This window comes from Variovorax sp. DXTD-1, from assembly GCF_003984625.1.
Classification (GTDB): Bacteria; Pseudomonadota; Gammaproteobacteria; order Burkholderiales; family Burkholderiaceae_C; genus Variovorax.
Genome location: NZ_RWKH01000001.1, coordinates 221,771 through 239,063 on the forward strand (window position 1 = coordinate 221,771; position 17,293 = coordinate 239,063).

Annotated in this window: 17 protein-coding genes; 12 read left to right on the plus strand and 5 right to left on the minus strand. The window is 65.9% G+C overall.

The genetic code is table 11. The features are described from left to right. Positions 1-30 precede the first annotated feature (30 nt). Positions 31-627, plus strand: coding sequence for a TetR/AcrR family transcriptional regulator (locus tag EJI00_RS01040; RefSeq protein ID WP_126745609.1), 597 nt, complete (start codon positions 31-33; stop codon positions 625-627). On the opposite strand, the gene EJI00_RS01045 is transcribed toward EJI00_RS01040, so the two are convergent. Genes EJI00_RS01045 through EJI00_RS01060 form a run of 4 tightly spaced genes read right to left on the minus strand, consistent with a single transcriptional unit; the run spans position 611 to position 4,682 of the window. Further along, positions 611-1,648, minus strand: a complete 1,038-nt coding sequence (locus tag EJI00_RS01045; RefSeq protein ID WP_126745610.1) for a VWA domain-containing protein — start codon at positions 1,646-1,648, stop codon at positions 611-613. The two genes, EJI00_RS01040 and EJI00_RS01045, sit on opposite strands and share 17 nt — an antisense overlap. Continuing rightward, on the minus strand, positions 1,645-2,634 hold the full coding sequence (locus EJI00_RS01050; RefSeq protein ID WP_126745611.1) for a DUF58 domain-containing protein: 990 nt from the start codon (positions 2,632-2,634) through the stop codon (positions 1,645-1,647). Before EJI00_RS01050 ends, EJI00_RS01045 begins: the two co-directional genes overlap by 4 nt. Continuing rightward, on the minus strand, positions 2,615-3,628 hold the full coding sequence (locus EJI00_RS01055; RefSeq protein ID WP_126745612.1) for an AAA family ATPase: 1,014 nt from the start codon (positions 3,626-3,628) through the stop codon (positions 2,615-2,617). The genes EJI00_RS01050 and EJI00_RS01055 overlap by 20 nt, the downstream gene beginning before the upstream one ends. Before the next feature lie 55 nt (positions 3,629-3,683). Then, positions 3,684-4,682 carry a S1C family serine protease gene (locus tag EJI00_RS01060; protein ID WP_126745613.1) on the minus strand — a complete coding sequence of 333 codons (999 nt, stop codon included), beginning with the start codon at positions 4,680-4,682 and terminating at the stop codon, positions 3,684-3,686. A gap of 88 nt (positions 4,683-4,770) precedes the next feature. Here EJI00_RS01060 and EJI00_RS01065 point away from each other — a divergent pair, with 88 nt between their 5' ends. The 7 genes from EJI00_RS01065 (at position 4,771) to EJI00_RS01095 (ending at position 11,503) form a co-directional block, all read left to right on the plus strand. After that, entirely contained in the window at positions 4,771-5,631 is an 861-nt protein-coding gene (locus tag EJI00_RS01065; RefSeq protein WP_126745614.1) for a TatD family hydrolase, read from the plus strand. 131 nt (positions 5,632-5,762) lie between these two features. Beyond that, positions 5,763-6,155 carry a hypothetical protein gene (locus EJI00_RS01070; RefSeq protein WP_126745615.1) on the plus strand — a complete coding sequence of 131 codons (393 nt, stop codon included), beginning with the start codon at positions 5,763-5,765 and terminating at the stop codon, positions 6,153-6,155. A gap of 78 nt (positions 6,156-6,233) precedes the next feature. Further along, positions 6,234-6,761: a DNA-deoxyinosine glycosylase gene (locus EJI00_RS01075; RefSeq protein WP_126745616.1), complete on the plus strand. Its 528-nt coding sequence runs from the start codon at positions 6,234-6,236 to the stop codon at positions 6,759-6,761. Beyond that, positions 6,761-7,543, plus strand: a complete 783-nt coding sequence (locus EJI00_RS01080) for a spermidine synthase (protein WP_126745617.1) — start codon at positions 6,761-6,763, stop codon at positions 7,541-7,543. Before EJI00_RS01075 ends, EJI00_RS01080 begins: the two co-directional genes overlap by 1 nt. Continuing rightward, positions 7,540-9,336, plus strand: coding sequence for a GspE/PulE family protein (locus tag EJI00_RS01085; protein WP_126745618.1), 1,797 nt, complete (start codon positions 7,540-7,542; stop codon positions 9,334-9,336). The genes EJI00_RS01080 and EJI00_RS01085 overlap by 4 nt, the downstream gene beginning before the upstream one ends. Positions 9,337-9,486: 150 nt before the next feature. Then, positions 9,487-9,975, plus strand: coding sequence for a tripartite tricarboxylate transporter TctB family protein (locus tag EJI00_RS01090; RefSeq protein ID WP_126745619.1), 489 nt, complete (start codon positions 9,487-9,489; stop codon positions 9,973-9,975). A 16-nt stretch (positions 9,976-9,991) separates the two neighbouring features. After that, complete coding sequence (locus EJI00_RS01095) at positions 9,992-11,503, plus strand: tripartite tricarboxylate transporter permease (protein ID WP_124957338.1); 1,512 nt, start codon at positions 9,992-9,994, stop codon at positions 11,501-11,503. 370 nt (positions 11,504-11,873) lie between these two features. On the opposite strand, the gene EJI00_RS01100 is transcribed toward EJI00_RS01095, so the two are convergent. After that, positions 11,874-12,800 carry a LysR family transcriptional regulator gene (locus EJI00_RS01100; protein WP_126745620.1) on the minus strand — a complete coding sequence of 309 codons (927 nt, stop codon included), beginning with the start codon at positions 12,798-12,800 and terminating at the stop codon, positions 11,874-11,876. 97 nt (positions 12,801-12,897) lie between these two features. On the opposite strand from EJI00_RS01100, the gene EJI00_RS01105 reads away from it, so the two are divergent. Genes EJI00_RS01105 through EJI00_RS01120 form a run of 4 tightly spaced genes read left to right on the plus strand, consistent with a single transcriptional unit; the run spans position 12,898 to position 17,287 of the window. Beyond that, positions 12,898-13,872: a Bug family tripartite tricarboxylate transporter substrate binding protein gene (locus tag EJI00_RS01105; protein WP_126745621.1), complete on the plus strand. Its 975-nt coding sequence runs from the start codon at positions 12,898-12,900 to the stop codon at positions 13,870-13,872. An 11-nt stretch (positions 13,873-13,883) separates the two neighbouring features. Continuing rightward, entirely contained in the window at positions 13,884-15,497 is a 1,614-nt protein-coding gene (locus tag EJI00_RS01110; RefSeq protein WP_126745622.1) for a gamma-glutamyltransferase family protein, read from the plus strand. A gap of 21 nt (positions 15,498-15,518) precedes the next feature. Continuing rightward, entirely contained in the window at positions 15,519-16,466 is a 948-nt protein-coding gene (locus EJI00_RS01115) for a DMT family transporter (protein WP_126745623.1), read from the plus strand. Positions 16,467-16,492: 26 nt separating this feature from the next. Continuing rightward, positions 16,493-17,287 (plus strand): SDR family oxidoreductase, encoded by a 795-nt coding sequence (locus EJI00_RS01120; protein ID WP_126745624.1) that lies wholly within the window; start codon positions 16,493-16,495, stop codon positions 17,285-17,287. The last annotated feature ends 6 nt before the right edge of the window (positions 17,288-17,293 follow it).

Genomic DNA, 17,293 nt, shown 5'->3' on the forward strand with positions numbered 1-17,293 from the left:
TTGAAGTACCCGGGAACAGAAAGAGGTCACATGCGATACCCCGCAGCGGAAACCGCCGAAAAGCACCAGAAGATCCTTGCCGAGGCCTCGCGCCTCTTCAAGGAGCGCGGCTTCGACGGCGTGAGCGTGAGCGAGATCATGAAAGCCACCGGGCTCACGCACGGGCCGTTCTACAACCACTTCGACTCGAAGGAGGCGCTGATGGCGGAGTGCATCGTCCACGCTGGGGATGCCGCGCTCGCCGACCTCGATGCGGCGGGAAAAACGCCCGAAGGCATGCGCGCCTATGTGCGGAGCTACCTGAGCCCTGAGCACCGCGACAGCCGCGCCTGCGGTTGCCTTGTGGCGGCCTTTGCCGCGCATGCGGGCCAGCCGGGGAGCGAGAAAGCCATTGGTGCGCCGCTGACGGCCTACTTCAAGGTGCTGATCGACCGGTTCGCCAGCAAGTTTCCGTGGCGGTCGAAGAAGAACGCCCGCGGCGACGCGATTCGCATCCTGGCGTCGATGTACGGCGGCGTGGTGCTGGCCCGCGCCATGGACGACGAGGCTTTGTCCGAGGAAATTTTGCGCGAGGTGCTCGCCGGCCTGCCGGCCCCCGCCAGGGCCGGAGCTAAAGAATCCGATTGAACCAGAGCAGCGAGAGACCCGCCGACAGCAGCGTGAGAATGGCCGCGCCCAATGCAAAGAGCGCCGAGACCTCGGTTTCCTTCTTCTCGACCGTGAGCTTGGAGCTCAGTGTTTCATAGACCTTCTTCAGGTCGTTCGCGGTGCCCGCATAGAAGTACTCGGCATTGGTCCTGTTGGCCACGGCCTTGAGTGTTTCCTCGTCGAGCCGCACGCGCATCGACCAGCCTTCGAAGCCGATGGTTTCGCCGTCGACCGTGCCCACGCCCACCGTGTAGATGCGCACGCCGCGGTCTGCGGCGGCCTTGGCGGCATCGAGCGGATCGACACCCGTGGTGCGCTGGCCATCCGTCAGCATGATGATCGCAGCCGAGGTGTAGGAGCCCGGCGCCACCGGCGTGAACTCCTTGGCCTGCTTCTCCGTCTGGTCGATGGGCGTGCCGCGCTGGCGGCTGGGCGCGCTGAACTGCGAAACGTCGATGCCCGCGTCGGGGAACAAGGTGGCGAGCGACACCACGATCGCGTTGCCCGTGGCAGTGGCGCGCTGCAGCTGGAAGCTGTCGATGGCGGTGACCAGGTCGTCATGGTTGGTGGTGGGCAACTGGGCCACCTGCGCGCTGCCCGCGAACGCCACGATGCCCACCTTCACGTGGCGCGGCAGGTCCTTGATGAAAGTCTTGGCCGCTTCCTGCGCGGCGACGAGGCGGTTGGGCAGCACGTCGGCCGCGCGCATGCTTCCGGACACGTCCATTGCGAGGATGATGGTCTGCTGGTTCGAAGGCAGCAGCACCACAGCCATCGGCCGCGCGGCCGCCACCAGCATAGCGGCCATGGCGAGCAGGAACAGCAAGGGCGGAATGTGCCGCCGCACGCTTTGGCCGGCGCCCATCGCCTCGCGGACGATCGAGAGGCTGGCGTAGCGCACCGCCAGCTTCTTCTTGCGGCGGATCAGCCAGATGTAGAGCAACACCAGCAGCGGCAAGGCTGCCAGAAGCCAGAGGAACTGAGGCCAGAGAAAAGTCATGCTGCCACCGCTTTCATGCTGCCCGAGCCGATGCGCGTGCGGCGCTTGCGCATGTCGGCAAAACGAACGATGGCTTCCACCAGGTCGTCGCTGGTTGAAAGCTCGAGTGCATCGACCCCGGCCTTTGCGAGCGAGGCACGCAGCGCGGCTTCGCGCTCGGCCGCCAGGCGGGCGAAGCGCTTGCGAAAGCCGGCATCGTGGGTGTCGACCCAGAGCTGCTCGTCGGTTTCCGCGTCGCGCAGCGGCACCAGGCCGAGGTCGGGCAGTTCGAGTTCGAGTGGGTCGAACAGGCGCACCGCAATGACTTCATGCCGCTGCACCAGCTGGCCGAGCGGGCGTTCCCAGCCGGGCTCGCTCAGAAAGTCGGACACCACGAACACCGTGGAGCGGCGCGGCATCAGCGTAGCGGCCGACTTCAGCAGGTCGGCCAGGCGCGTCATGCCTTTTTGCGTGGGCGCCTTTTCGACCTTGTCGGCGCGGCGCTCCATGGCGTGCAGCAGGTGAAGCACGTGCCGGCGGCCGCTGCGCGGAGGAATCACCGCTTCGAGGTCGCTACCGTAGACCAGCGCGCCGACCCGGTTGCCGTGTCGCGTGAGCAGGCGCGCGAGCACGCCGACAAAGCCGGCCGAGATCTCGCGCTTGGCTCGGCGGCCCGAACCGAAGTCGACCGAGCGGCTCAGGTCGAGCACGAACCACGCGGACATTTCGCGGTCCTCGGTGAACACACGCACGTGCGGCACCTGCAGCCGGGCGGTGACGTTCCAGTCGATGTGGCGCACGTCGTCATGGTGCTGGTATTCGCGCAGGTCGGCCAGGTCGAGGCCGGTGCCGCGCATCAGCGTGCGGTAGTCGCCCTGCAGCAAGCCGTCGAGGCGGCGGATGACGGTCCATTCGAGCCGCCGCAGCGCGCGCTCGGCACCCCCGGCTTCAGCGATGAGCCGTTCGTCGTTCGCGGCCGCGGGGGCCTTACGCCACCAGCTTTTCATGTTCAAGAGGTTTGGGAGGGGCGGGGACGGCCTTCATGATCTTTTCGATCAGCCCGTCGGGTGTGAGGCCTTCGGACAAGCCTTCGTAGGAAAGCGTCACGCGGTGGCGCAGCACGTCGGGTACCAGCGCCGTCATGTCCTCGGGCAGGGCATAGCTGCGGCCGCGCAGCAGCGCGAGCGCGCGCGCGCCTTCGGTAAGGCTGATGCTCGCGCGCGGGCTGGCGCCGAAGGTGATGAAGCGGCGCATGTCCTTCAGGCCGTGCTTGTCGGGCGTGCGCGTGGCCGACACGAGCTTGACCGCGTACTGGATGAGCGAAGGGTCGACGTACACGCGCCGCGCCTCGGCCTGCAGGGCCGCGAGCTGTTCGGTCGTCGCGACCGGGTTCGCCTCGACCAGCGGACCGATCACGCGCTGGACGATGACGAACTCTTCCTCGTCGCTCGGGTAGTCGACCAGCACCTTCATCATGAAGCGATCGACCTGCGCCTCGGGCAGCGGATAGGTGCCTTCGGTTTCGATGGGGTTCTGCGTGGCCATGACGAGGAAGGGGCGCGGCACCTTGTGCGTCTCGCCGGCAATGGTGACCTGGCGCTCCTGCATTACTTCGAGCAATGCGCTCTGCACCTTGGCCGGCGCGCGGTTGATTTCATCGGCCAGCAGCAGGTTGGCGAACACCGGGCCGAGCGAGGTGCTGAACTCGCCGGTCTTCTGGTTGTAGATGCGCGTGCCCACCAGGTCGGCAGGCACCAGGTCGGGTGTGAACTGGATGCGCTTGAACTGGCCGCGCACCGTGTCGGCCAGCGTCTTGACGGTGAGCGTCTTCGCCAGGCCCGGCACGCCTTCGACCAGCAAGTGGCCGCCCGCGAGCATCGCGACCATCACCCGCTCCAGGAACCGGTCCTGGCCCACCACCACGCGCTTGACCTCATAGAGGATCTGCTCCATCAGCTCGGCCGTGGCGGAAGAGGTGGAAAACGGGGTCTCGGTGCTCATGCGATGGCCTCTTTCTATGAACAAATCAAAACGAAGCTGATGCCGGTTCCTGGTTCTAGAACGGCGGCGAACCGGCGGCCGAGGCCGCGTTTTCTATCGGGACGGCAAAGCCGATGCCTATGAAGGTGCGCTGCTGCGTGGGATTGAGAATGGCGGTGACGATGCCGAGCACCTCGCCGTCCATGTTGATCAGCGGCCCGCCCGAGTTGCCGGGGTTGGCTGCCGCGTCGAACTGGATCAGGTTGCCCAGCTCCTGCTTGCCCTCGGGCGAGCGGAACGAGCGCTTCAGGCCTGACACTACGCCGGCCGACACCGAAGGGCCGATGCCGAAAGGAAAGCCCACCGCTGCCACTTGGTCGCCGGACTGCAGGTCGGCGGTCGAGCGCATCACGGCCGGAATCAGGTCGTCGGGAATCTTCTGGGCCTGCAGCACCGCGAGATCGTTCTCGGGCTGCACGCCGGTGATGGTGGCCACGGCTTCCAGGCCGTCGGAGAAGGTGACCTTGATGGTTTCGGCGCCGGCCACGACATGCAGGTTGGTGAGGATGACGCCCTTGTCGACAATGACCACGCCGGTGCCCACGCCGCGTTCGGTCTCGCCCGGCGGCGGGTCGGCCTCGGGCGGCTTGCCCTTGGCAAGATTGCGGCCGCGCTTCTGGGTCTTGGCCTCGGGCGTGGCTTTCTCGGGGCCGTAGCCGACCACGCGCACCACCGAAGGCCGCACGATCTCGGCGGCCTTGGCGGCGGGCGAGGGGAGCGTGTGGGTCTGCAGCGTGCGCAGCACGGCCGAATCGATGTCTTTCTGCGTCAGCGCCTTGGCGCCCTGGCGCGGCCACCATGTGGCGCTGCCGACCGCGACGGCGCACAGCACCACCAGAAACGCAAAACTGCGCCGGCCGGGCTGCCAGCCTGGCTTGGTTCGAGGTGGGGAGTTGGGGGGCGGCGCGCCATTGCCTCCGCCCTCGGGCGATGGCACGGCCTGATCGGCGGCCGCGGAATCGGCCGCTTGAGGCAGCGTGCGGGGCGAACGGCTGTAGAAAGCGGGCCTGCGCATCGAAACACCTCCGGCAAGGGATGACGGGAGAGGGGTTCACAGTAGCACGCTTTCTTCTGCCTTGCATCCCTTCGGGCATCATCTCGCAATGGCTGTATTCATCGACACCCACTGCCATCTGGACGCGCCCGAATTCGGTGCGGAAATGCCGCTCATCCGTGCGCGCGCCGCCGAGCGGGGCGTGGCGCTGTGCGTCATTCCGGCCGTGGCGGTCTTCAACTTTGCAACCGTGCGGGAGCTGGCACGCGTCCAGGGCGACGCCTATGCGCTGGGCATCCACCCGCTGTGCACCGGCAATGCGCAAGACGCCGACCTGGAGGCGCTCGACGCCGAACTGTCCATGCGCCGCGGCGATCCACGGCTGGTCGCGGTCGGCGAAATCGGGCTCGACTATTTCGTGAAAGGGCTGGACAGCGACAAACAGCAGCATTTCTTTCACACTCAGTTGCAACTCGCGCGCAAATACGAACTGCCGGTGCTCATTCATGTGCGCCGCTCGGTCGACAAGGTGCTCAAGCATCTGCGGCAGACAGCGGCCGGCCGGCCATGGCAGGGCATTGCCCATGCATTCAACGGCAGCGAGCAGCAGGCCAAGGCCTGTATCGAGATCGGGCTCAAGCTCGGCTTCGGTGGTGCCGTGACCTTCGATCGCGCGTTGCAGCTGCGGCGGCTGGCGGCCACGCTGCCGCTCGAATCGATCGTGATGGAAACCGATGCGCCGGACATCCAGCCGCATTGGATCTACCGCACGCAGGCGCAGCGCGCCGCCGGCGAACCGCAGGGCCGCAACGAACCCGGCGAACTGCCGCGTATCGCTGAAGTGGTGGCGCAATTGCGCGGCGTCGGTATCGACGAACTGGCCGGGGCCACAACCCAGAATGCAAAGAATGCGCTGCCTCGGCTCGAAAGTCTTCTTTCCTTGTCGGAAGGCCGGCCGCAGCGCGCGTAGGCCGATATCCCGTCTTGCCACGATGCGGGCGAGGCTTGCATTTTTGCTGTCATCCTCGGTGTTCGAATCGGCGTTGCTTGCTCAGTGGCAAGTCCGTCACTCCAACACTTCATCCAAAAAGGAGTCTTTACATGACCACATCTTTCATTCGCACCGTGCCCGTCGTGCTCGCCCTCGCGCTTGCCTCCATCGGCGTGTCCGCCGTGGCGCAAACCGCCGCGCCTGCCACCGCCGAACCCACCACCACCGAGAAGGTGAAGGAAGCCGGCAAGGATGCAGTCGATGCGACCAAGAGCACGACCAAGAAGGCCGTGAACGCCACCGAACGCGGCACCAAGAAGGCGTGGGACGCAACCAAGCGCACCACCAAGAAGGCCACCACCGCCACCAAGAATGTGGCCGCCAAGACCGGCGACGCTGTTGAAACTGCCGGCCACAAGACGGCCGACGGCATGCGCAGCACCGGCAAGGCCATCGGCGAAAAGGTTCCCGGCACCGCCGAACACGAAGCCGCCAAGAAATAATCGGCGTTCGCCTTCAGCACAAACCCGCTTCGGCGGGTTTTTTCATGGCCGTCGACAGTGCCAAGATGGAGCCTGTTCATGAAACCACCAACTGCATCCGATTCCGGCGGCGCGGTGCTGACGGGCCTCGCGCCCGTTGTCTCGCCCGCCACGGTCGTATTGATACTCGGCAGCTTCCCGGGCGTCCGGTCGCTCGAGCAGCAGCAGTACTATGCGCATCCGCAAAATCAGTTCTGGAAAATCTTGCAAGCCGTTTGGCCCCGACACCCGCTCCCCATGGGGGCAGACAGCTATCCCCGGAAAAAAGCGTGGTTGCTCGAGCGCGGCCTGGGTGTTTGGGACGTGTACGCCGCCTGCGAGCGCGAGGGCAGCCTCGATTCCGCCATTCGCGCCCCGGTAGCCAACGACATCGCGGGGCTCCATCTGCCGCGCCTGGCGGCCATTGCGCACAACGGCGGCGAGAGCTTCAAGCATGCGCGCCACACGCGCACACTCGGGGTGCCGGTTTATCAGTTGCCTTCCACCAGCCCCGCCAACGCGTCGTGGAGCTTCGAGCGCAAGCTCGCAGCCTGGCGCGAGGTCTTTGTCGCCCACCACCTTCTTTGATGGCCACGAGCAAAATTCCCGTTCTTCCCGAAGTCAACTTTTCCGACTGGGGCGACATTCGCTACCTGCACCTGGGCACCGAATGGGTCCAAGGCTCGATGAAGCTCGATGCGCCCTTCGAAATCGAGCTCGAATACGTGCAGCGCATGATGGCCTGGCTGCTGTTCGCCGACCCGAAAAGCGTGGCGGGCCGCCATGCGATGCAGCTCGGCCTCGGCGCGGCCACGCTCACCAAGTTCTGCCGCAAGACCCTGCGCATGCGCACCACCGCGGTCGAACTGAATCCGCAGGTGGTGGCTGCCTGCCGTGGCTGGTTCAAATTGCCGGCCGACGACCCGAAGCTGCGCGTGGTCATCGCCGATGCGGCGCTCGAGATCCGCAAGCCCGAGTGGCAGGGCACGGTCGATGTGCTGCAGGTCGACCTGTACGACCATGAGGCCGCCGCGCCGGTGCTCGACAGCGAAGACTTCTATGCCGATTGCCGCGCGCTGCTCACCGAAGACGGCTGCATGACGGTCAACCTCTTCGGCCGGTCGTCGAGCTACGAGCGCAGCCTGGAGAAAATCGCCGGCGCGTTCGGGGCCGATGCGGTCTGGGCCTTCAAGCCGACGCGCGAAGGCAACACGGTGGTGCTGGCGCAGCGCACGCCGAGCCGTCCGAAGCGCGAAGCCCTTGCCGAGCGCGGCCAAACGATCCAGACTCGATGGGGCTTGCCCGCGCCGAAATGGCTGCGTGTGTTCAAACCGATGAATCCCACTCTCACCCGACCCTCCGGCCCATGAGCGCTGTTCCCGCTGTATCCGCCCCTGCACCCCTCGCTGACCGCCATGAAGGCCCGCTCGACCTGCGCCGCCTGATTGAATGGCTGGCCACCGATGGCGTGATTTCGCCGGTGGAAGCCAAGCGCACCATCGCGCGCTGCGCCCAGGCCGAGAGCCGGCAGGCGCCGCTGGTGCGGCTCGCCAATGTGGCCATGACGCGCGAAAGCGACGGCAAACCGCTCGATCTCGAAATGCTCACGCAGTGGCTCGCCGGCCGCGCGGGGCTCACCTATTTGCGCATCGATCCGCTCAAGGTCGACGTGGGCAAGGTCGCCGACACCATGAGCGCGGCCTATGCCGAGCGCCACAAGGTGCTGCCGGTGCAGGTGCTGCCGACTGAGGTGGTGGTGGCGACGGCCGAGCCGTTTCTCACCGACTGGATTGCCGAAGTGGAGCGCCAGTCGCGCCGCACCGTGCGCCGCGTGGTGGCCAACCCGACCGACATCCAGCGCTACACGGCCGAGTTTTTTGCGCTCGCCAAGTCGGTGCGCGCCGCGCAGAAAGCCGGCGGCAACACCGGCGGCGCGAGCTTCGAGCAGCTGGTGGAACTGGGCAAGAGCACCAAGCAACTCGACGCCAACGACCAGAGCGTGGTGCAGGTGGTCGACTGGCTGTGGCAATACGCCTTCGACCAGCGCGCCAGCGACATCCACTTGGAGCCGCGCCGCGAGCAGGGCGTGATCCGCTTCCGCATCGACGGCATCCTGCACCCGGCCTACCAGATGCCCATGGGCGTGATGAACGCCATGGTGTCGCGCATCAAGCTGCTCGGCCGTATGGACGTGGTCGAAAAGCGCCGACCTCTGGATGGCCGCATCAAGACCCGCAACATGCGCGGCGACGAAGTCGAAATGCGCCTGTCCACCTTGCCGACCGCTTTCGGCGAGAAGATGGTGATGCGGATCTTCGACCCCGACACGGCGGTGAAGGACCTCGACGCGCTCGGCTTCTCGCAGCACGACGCGCACCGCTGGGAGCAGCTCGTCACCCGGCCCAACGGCATCGTCCTGGTAACCGGGCCCACGGGCTCCGGCAAGACCACCACGCTGTATTCCACGCTCAAGCGCGTGGCGACCGAAGAAGTCAACGTGAGCACGGTCGAAGACCCGATCGAAATGATCGAGCCGTCGTTCAACCAGACCCAGGTGCAGCCGCAGCTCGACTTCGGGTTTACCGAAGGCCTGCGCGCGCTGATGCGGCAGGATCCGGACATCATCATGGTCGGCGAAATCCGCGATCTGGCCACGGCCGAGATGGCGGTGCAGGCCGCGCTCACCGGCCACCTGGTGTTCAGCACCCTGCACACCAACGACGCGCCGAGCGCCATCACGCGGCTGATGGAGCTGGGCGTGCCTTCGTACCTCATCAACGCCGTGATGCTCGGCGTGCTGGCCCAGCGGCTGGTGCGCACGCTGTGCCCCAACTGCAAGCAGCCCGACGACACCATCACGCGCGAGAAGCTCGAAGCCATCGTCAAGCCGTGGCAGATCACCGGTTCGGTGCGCGCCTACAAGCCGGTGGGCTGCGTCGACTGCCGCATGACCGGCTACATGGGGCGCATGGGCCTTTACGAGCTGCTGAGCATCAGCGAGGACTTCAAGGGCCAGGTCAACAAGGAGCCGAACCTCGGCGGGCTCCGGCGGCAGGCCGTGATCGACGGCATGCGTCCCTTGCGCCTGGCAGGGGCGCTGCGCGTCGCCGAGGGCGTAACCACCATCGAAGAAGTTCTGAGCGCGACGCCCCCCTTGGAATGAGCCTTGCAGGGCCGATTCCCCGGTGTGCCGGAGTCGGCGCTGTGAAGTCTTTCGGGTTATCCCTAGGCCTTTCGTTAGTGGAATCCACATCGGGCTGACCACTGGCTGACTCGACAATCCGGCATCGAAATTTGTTCGAGGAGACTGTTCGTGAAAATCAAGAGTCAGAAAGACTTTTTCTCGGGCCTGATGTTTACGGTCGTGGGCGCGGCGTTCGCATGGGGCGCCACCACCTACAGCGTAGGCACCGGCGCCCGCATGGGTCCGGGTTACTTCCCGTTGATGCTGGGCATCCTGATGGCCGTCATCGGCCTGGGAATCATGTTCAGCGGCCTGACCGTCGAAACCACCGACGGCGAAAAGATCGGCAAGTGGGCGTGGAAGCAGGTGATCTTCATCCTGGGCGCCAACCTTGCGTTCGGCATCCTGCTCGGCGGCCTGCCGAGCCTCGGCGTGCCGGCCATGGGAATGATCATCGCGATCTACGCGCTCGTGATCATCGCAAGCCTTGCGGGCCACGAGTTCAAGCTGCCTACCGTGCTGATCCTGGCCACCGTGCTGGCCGTCGGCAGCTACGTTGCATTCATCTGGGCGCTCAAGCTGCAGATCCAGGTCTGGCCGACCTTCATCACCGGTTGAGAAGAAAGCTGCTCACATGGAATTGATTGACCACCTCTCGATGGGTTTTGGCGTTGCCTTTACCTTCACGAACCTGCTGTACTGCCTTGGCGGCTGTATCCTGGGCACGCTGATCGGCGTGCTGCCGGGCATCGGCCCGGTTGCGACCATCGCAATGCTGCTGCCCGCCACCTACGCGCTGCCGCCCGTGTCGGCGCTGATCATGCTGGCCGGTATCTATTACGGCGCGCAATACGGCGGCTCGACCACCGCGATTCTGGTGAACCTGCCGGGCGAATCGTCGTCGGTGGTGACCGTGATCGACGGCTACCAGATGGCGCGCAAGGGCCGTGCAGGCCCGGCGCTCGCCGCTGCGGGCCTGGGCTCGTTCTTCGCCGGTTGCGTGGGCACGCTGATCCTGGCGGCCTTTGCGCCGCCGCTCACTGAACTGGCCTTCAAGTTCGGCCCCGCCGAATACTTCTCGCTGATGATCCTGGGCCTGATCGGCGCCGTGGTGCTGGCCTCGGGCTCGCTGCTCAAGGCCATCGGCATGATCGTGCTGGGCCTGCTGCTGGGCCTGGTGGGCACCGACGTCAACTCGGGCGTGGCGCGCTACAGCTTCGACGTTCCGGAGCTGACCGACGGCATTGGCTTCGTGGCCATCGCCATGGGCGTGTTCGGCTACGGCGAAATCATTGCCAACCTTTCGCGTCCCGACGACGAGCGCGAAGTGTTCACCGCCAAGGTCTCGGGCCTGTTCCCGACCAAGGAAGACTTCAAGCGCATGATCCCCGCCGTGCTGCGCGGCACGGCACTGGGCTCGTCGCTCGGCATCCTGCCCGGTGGCGGTGCGTTGCTGTCGGCCTTTGCGGCCTACACCATCGAGAAGAAGACCAAGCTGCATCCGGGCGAAGTGCCCTTCGGCAAGGGCAACATCCGCGGCGTGGCAGCTCCCGAGGCGGCCAACAACGCGGGTGCGCAGACCTCCTTCATTCCGCTGCTCACGCTGGGCATTCCGCCCAACGCGGTAATGGCGCTGATGGTGGGCGCCATGACGATCCACAACATCCAGCCGGGCCCGCAGGTGATGACCAGCAACCCCGAGCTGTTCTGGGGCCTGATCGCCTCGATGTGGCTCGGCAATGCAATGCTCGTGATCCTGAACCTGCCGCTGATCGGCATGTGGATCAAGTTGCTGACGGTGCCCTACAAGTTCCTGTTCCCCGCGATTGTGCTGTTCTGTGCCATTGGCGTGTACTCCACGAACAACAACACGTGGGACATCTGGATGGTGGGCATCTTCGGTTTTGTGGGCTACACCTTCTTCAAGCTGGGTTGCGAGCCTGCACCGTTGCTGCTGGGCTTCATCCTGGGGCCAATGATGGAAGAGAACCTGCGCCGCTCGCTGCTGCTCTCGCGCGGTGACTGGAGCGTGTTCGTCACGCGTCCGATCTCGCTCGGACTGCTGCTTGCCGCTGCATTGCTGCTGGTGATTGTGCTGTTGCCGGCGGTGAAGGCGAAACGCGAAGAAGCTTTCGTCGAGGACTGATTTCGGTCTTCCGGCTTTATCGAAACGGCGCCTTTTGGGCGCCGTTTTTATTTGTGCTTTGTTTTGGGCGTTGCTTCAGGGCGTGTGCACAGGCCACCGGGTACTCCCCTCCGCGAATGTCCCCCGCCTTCGGCTCCTCCTTTATTTCGCTGCGCGGAGCACCCGATGCCCTGTGCACTGGGGCACGCTGCTGGTGCACCGCTGATCAACCACCGCTCTGTGCAACGCTCCCGTCGATGGGGTGCCTTGCGCAGCGAAATAAAGGAGGAGGCCGCAGGCCGGGGGGCATTCGCGGAGAAAGGTGCCCCGTCGGCGGGTGCGCCGCCCTGAATGTCGACGCTGATCGCGCCACGATACGAATTAACAAAACCTATGGCTTGCCAGCTCTCGGTGGTTTCATGTACTGCCGAGCCATGGCCAGGAAGGCCAGCGCGGCAGGGCTGAGCGGGTGTTTGGCCAGCCGAACGGCTACTACCGGGTATTCCAGAGTCGGCCGCGTGACCGCCACTGCACGTAGATTTCCGGGCATCAACACTTCGACATAACGCGGCAGCAGCGCCACCCCGGCACCTGCCTGGATCAGGCCGAAGGCCGTCGACAGCATCGACACGTGATGAACCACGTGGGGGTACACATTCGCCATGCTCGACAGTTGGCGGCTCACCGAGCGCCACACATTGGCGTCGGGGTTCACGTGGATGAACGGCAACGCCTCCAGGTGCCTGGCGTCGACCACCACGCGCTGCGCCAGCGGATGGTCCTCGCGCACGAAAAGAGCCATGCGCTCCGTGAACAACGGCTCGGTCGCCAGCTCCGAATGCTTCTGCCCGATGTCCGAGCCAAAGCCCAGGTCGGCCTCCTGCGAGAGCAGGCGCGAAATCATCTGCTCCGCAGTGCTGTCGAGCAGCGTGGTGGCCAGCGTGGGGTGCTTCTGCGAAAAGCGGCCGAGCATCGGCGGCAGCAAGGCGCCGGCCGTCAGATGCCCCACCGCCAGTACCACGCGCCCTTCGCGCAACTGCGACTGCGAACGGCAAGCGTCCACCGATTCATCGATGAGCCGCAGCGCGCGCACCGCCGTCTCGACCATCACCTGGCCCGCGCTCGTCAGCTGGATGCGCCGGCCCCGCACGACCAGCGGCTGCCCGATCTGTTCTTCCATGCGCTTGACCAAGTGGCTGATCGCGGGCTGCGTCAGCTGCAGTGTTTCCGCCGCCAGCGTGAAGCTGCCCGATTCGGCCACCGCCGCCAGCGCCCGCAACTGCTGCAGCGAGACTTCTTCCGTGGCGTTCCTTGCCATAAGCCGTGCTCATAGTTGAATAACAAGGATTATCTGGCTTGATGCGCGGCGCCTGCATAGCATGCAAGGTTTTCTCCACGGGCCAGAATCCAGCACCATGAAACGAATCCAGTTCCTTCAAGGGGTTGCCGTCGCGCTTTGCATGGCTGCATCGTCCGCCAGCCTGGCTCAGGGCTATCCGAACAAGCCGGTGCGGCTCGTGGTGCCGTTCCCTGCGGGCGGCGCCACCGATCTCTTCGCACGCACGCTCGGGCAGAAGATGGGCGACAAGCTCGGCGCCATGCTGGTCATCGACAACAAGCCCGGTGCCGGAGGCGCCATCGGGTCCGACTTGGTCTCCAAGGCGCCGGCCGACGGCTACACGCTGCTGCTGGCCACCACCAGTACGCATTCGATCGGGCCGGCCATCACCAGCAAGCTACCCTACGACACGGTGCGCGACTTCACGCCCATCGCGCACGTGGGCGACGCGCCGAGCATCATGCTGGTGCCGGTCAACTCGCCCGCGAAGACCGTGCGCGAGTGGATCGATTTCGCGAAAAAGAACCCCGGCAAGCTCAACTACGCCTCGAGCGGCAACGGCACCATCGTGCAGCTCACGGCGGAGCTGTTCAAGGCGCAGGCCGGCGTGTTCGTCACGCACATTCCCTACAAGGGCACGGCGCTTGCCATTCCCGACCTGATCAGCGGAAAGATCGACGTGCTGTTCGACTCGCTGCCCACCGGCATGCCGCACGTGCGCGACGGCCGCCTGCGCGCGCTGGGAGTCACCACGCTCAAGCGCAGCCCGCTGGCACCGGAGCTGCCGCCCATTGCCGACACGCTGCCGGGCTACGAGTCGAACACCTGGTTCGGCTTCTACGGCCCGAAGGGGCTGCCGGCCGACATCGTGGCGCGCGTCAACAAGGCCGCCAACGAGGCGCTGGCCGATCCCGAGGTGAAGGACAAGCTTTCGCGCCTGGGCATCGAGCCCGCTGCGGCCGGAACGCCCGAGCACTTCGCGAAGATGGTGGCCACCGACGCCGCCAAGTGGAAAAAAATCGTGGTCGAACGCAAGATCACCAACGAATAGCGAGACATCCCATGAACTTCGACTTCAACAATCCCTATCTCTCCACGCGCATTCCGATCTTCGCGCGCAACGTGGTGTCGACCTCGCACCCGCTGGCTTCGCAGGCAGGGCTGCGCATGCTGCAGCAGGGTGGCAACGCTGTCGATGCGGCGGTTGCCACGGCGGCCGTGATGACTCTGGTCGAACCGGTGAGCAACGGCCTTGGCAGCGACGCGTTCTGCATCCTGTGGGACGGCAAGGAACTGCATGGCCTGAACGGCTCCGGTCCCGCGCCCAAGGCCTGGACACCCGAATACTTCAAGGCCAAGTACGGCGCCGACGCCGCCACTCCGCCCACGCGCGGCATCGACTCGGTCACGGTTCCGGGCGCCGTGCGCAGTTGGGCGGCGCTGAGCGACCGCTTCGGCAAGCTGCCTTTTGCCGACCTGCTGGCGCCGGCCATCGACATTGCCGAGCGCGGCTATCTGGTTCCGCCGGTGGTGCAAGGCAAGTGGTTGGCGGCCACCTCGCTCCTCGAGTCGCAGCCGGGCTTTGCGCAAGCCTTTCTGCCCTGGGGCCGCGCACCCGAGATTGGCGAGCTGTTTCGTTTTCCGGCCGCCGCGCGTGCGCTCAAGGCCATTGCCCGCACCAAGGGCGAGGCCTACTACAACGGTGAGATCGCCGAAGCGCTCGCCAGGTTTTCGAAAGAGCAGGGCGGCGCGCTCACCGTGGCGGACCTGTCGGCCTACCAGCCAGAATGGGTCAAGCCGATTTCGCGCGACTACCGCGGCCATACGCTGCACGAGATTCCGCCCAACGGGCAAGGCATCGCGGCGCTGATCGCACTCGGCATTCTCGAGAAGTTCGACATCGCTTCGCTGCCGGTCGACTCGGTGGCTTCGCAGCACCTGCAGATCGAGGCCATGAAGCTGGCCTTTGCCGACGTGTACCGCTACGTGTCGGAGCCATCGTCGATGACGGTGACCCCCGCGCAAATGCTCGATGACGCGTACCTGGCATCGCGTGCGAGACTCATCGACGTGAAAAAGGCACAGGACTTCAAGGCCGGCAACCCCGTGAAGGGCGGCACCATCTACCTCACCGCCGCCGACGAGAGCGGCATGATGGTGAGCTTCATCCAGAGCAACTACATGGGCTTCGGCTCGGGCTGCGTGGAGCCCGAATTCGGCATCAGCCTGCAGAACCGCGGCCACGGCTTCAGCCTCAAGGCCGAGAGCCCGAACGTCGTGGCCCCGGGCAAGCGTCCGTTCCACACCATCATCCCGGCCTTCCTCACAAAGGACGGCCAGCCGGTCATGAGTTTCGGCGTGATGGGCGGCAACATGCAGCCGCAAGGCCACATGCAGACGCTGGTGCGCATGCTCGACTACAAGCAGAACCCGCAGGCCGCCTGCGACGCGCCGCGCTGGCGCTTCAACGCGGGGCTCGAGCTCAACGTCGAAGCCGCGATGAATCCGGGCACGGTGCAGGGCCTGCGCGATCTGGGTCACCAGCTCGACGTGATCAACGACTCCTACCAGGACTTCGGGGCCGGCCAGTTCATCTGGCGCGCGGGCGATCCGTCGGTCGAAGGCTACGTGGCCGCCAGCGATCCGCGCCGCGACGGCCTCGCTGCAGGTTTTTGACCGCCACGCGATGATCGAGGGATGACCAAGTCCGCTGTACCGACCGGCATTCCCACTGCCCGGAGCGGCGCAAAGAGCATTGCGCCCGGCCTCGTCCTCGCCTCGCTGGGCGCCATTGCGTTCAGCGGCAAGGCCATCATCGTCAAGCTGGCCTACCGCCATGGCGTCGATGCCGTCACGCTGATCATGCTGCGCATGCTGTTCGCGCTGCCGCTCTTCGCCGTCATGGCGTGGTGGGCCGGCCGCGGCAAGCCTGCGCTCACCTTGCGCGACTGGCTCGGGGTGGTGGGGCTCGGCTTCTCGGGCTACTACCTCGCGAGCTTCCTCGACTTCGCGGGGCTCGCCTACATCTCGGCCAGCTTCGAGCGGCTGATCCTCTATCTCAACCCGACGCTGGTGCTGCTGTTCGGCTGGCTCCTGTACCGGCGGCGCGCGACGCGTCCCCAGGTGCTCGGCATGATCGTGAGCTACGCCGGCGTGCTGCTGGTCTTCGGGCACGAGCTCTGGACGGGCGGCGACGGCAAGGGCGGAGGGGCCGCGGCCTGGGGCGCGTTCCTGGTGTTCCTGAGCGCCGTGAGCTATGCGGGCTACCTCGTCTACAGCGGCGAGTTCGTCAAGCGCCTCGGGTCGCTGCGGCTGGTGGGCCTGGCCACCACCGTGGCCTGCGTGCTGTGCATCCTGCAGTTCGTGCTGATGCGGCCGGTGAGTGTTGCGATGCAGGTGGCGCCCGAGGTCATCTGGCTGTCTGTGCTCAACGCCACGCTCTGCACGGCGGTGCCTGTCCTGATGGTCATGATGGCCATCGAGCGCATCGGTCCGGCCATGGCCGCGCAAACCGGCATGATCGGGCCTCTTTCGACCATCCTCATGGGGGTGGTCATACTCGACGAGCCGTTCACCGCGTGGATCGCGGCCGGCACGGTGCTCGTGATTGCGGGCATCTTCGTTTTCACACGCACGGGGCGCTAGCGCCCCTGCAGTTCAGGAGAAGCAACATGGATCTGGGCATTGCAGGAAAGACCGCGCTGGTATGCGGCGCGAGCAAGGGACTAGGCTACGGCTGCGCTGAAGCGCTGGTGCGCGAAGGCGTGAACGTGGTGATCGTGGCGCGCGGCGCCGAGGCGCTCGAAGCGGCGGCGGCCAGGCTGGCCGCGGCAGCGGCCGGTTCGCCGGCGCCCTTCGTCAAGCACGTGGCCGCCGACATCACCACCGAGGCGGGCCGCGCGGCCGTGTTTGCGCTGGGCCACGACTTCGACATCGTCGTGACCAACGCCGGCGGGCCGCCTCCCGGCGATTTCCGCAACTGGGACCGCGAGGCGTGGATCAAGGCGGTCGACGCCAACATGCTCACGCCCATCGAGCTCATCAAGGCCACGGTCGACGGCATGGCCCGGCGCGGCTTCGGGCGCATCGTCAACATCACCTCGAGTTCGGTGAAGTCGCCCATCGACATCCTCGGCCTCTCGAACGGTGCGCGCAGCGGCCTGACGGGCTTCGTGGCGGGCGTCGCACGCACCTCCATCGCGGCGCAGGGCGTGACCATCAACAACCTGTTGCCGGGTTCCTTCGACACCGATCGCCTCAAGGGCACGATGGCCGGCACGGCCCAGAAGACCGGCCAGGACTTCGACACCGTGTGGGAAGCCCGCAAGAAGAACATCCCGGCCAAGCGCTTCGGCACGCCGGCCGAGTTTGGCGCCATCTGCGCCTTTCTCTGCAGCATGCAGGCCGGCTACATGACCGGGCAGAACGTGCTGGCCGACGGCGGCGCCTACCCCGGCACTTATTGAGCCCGC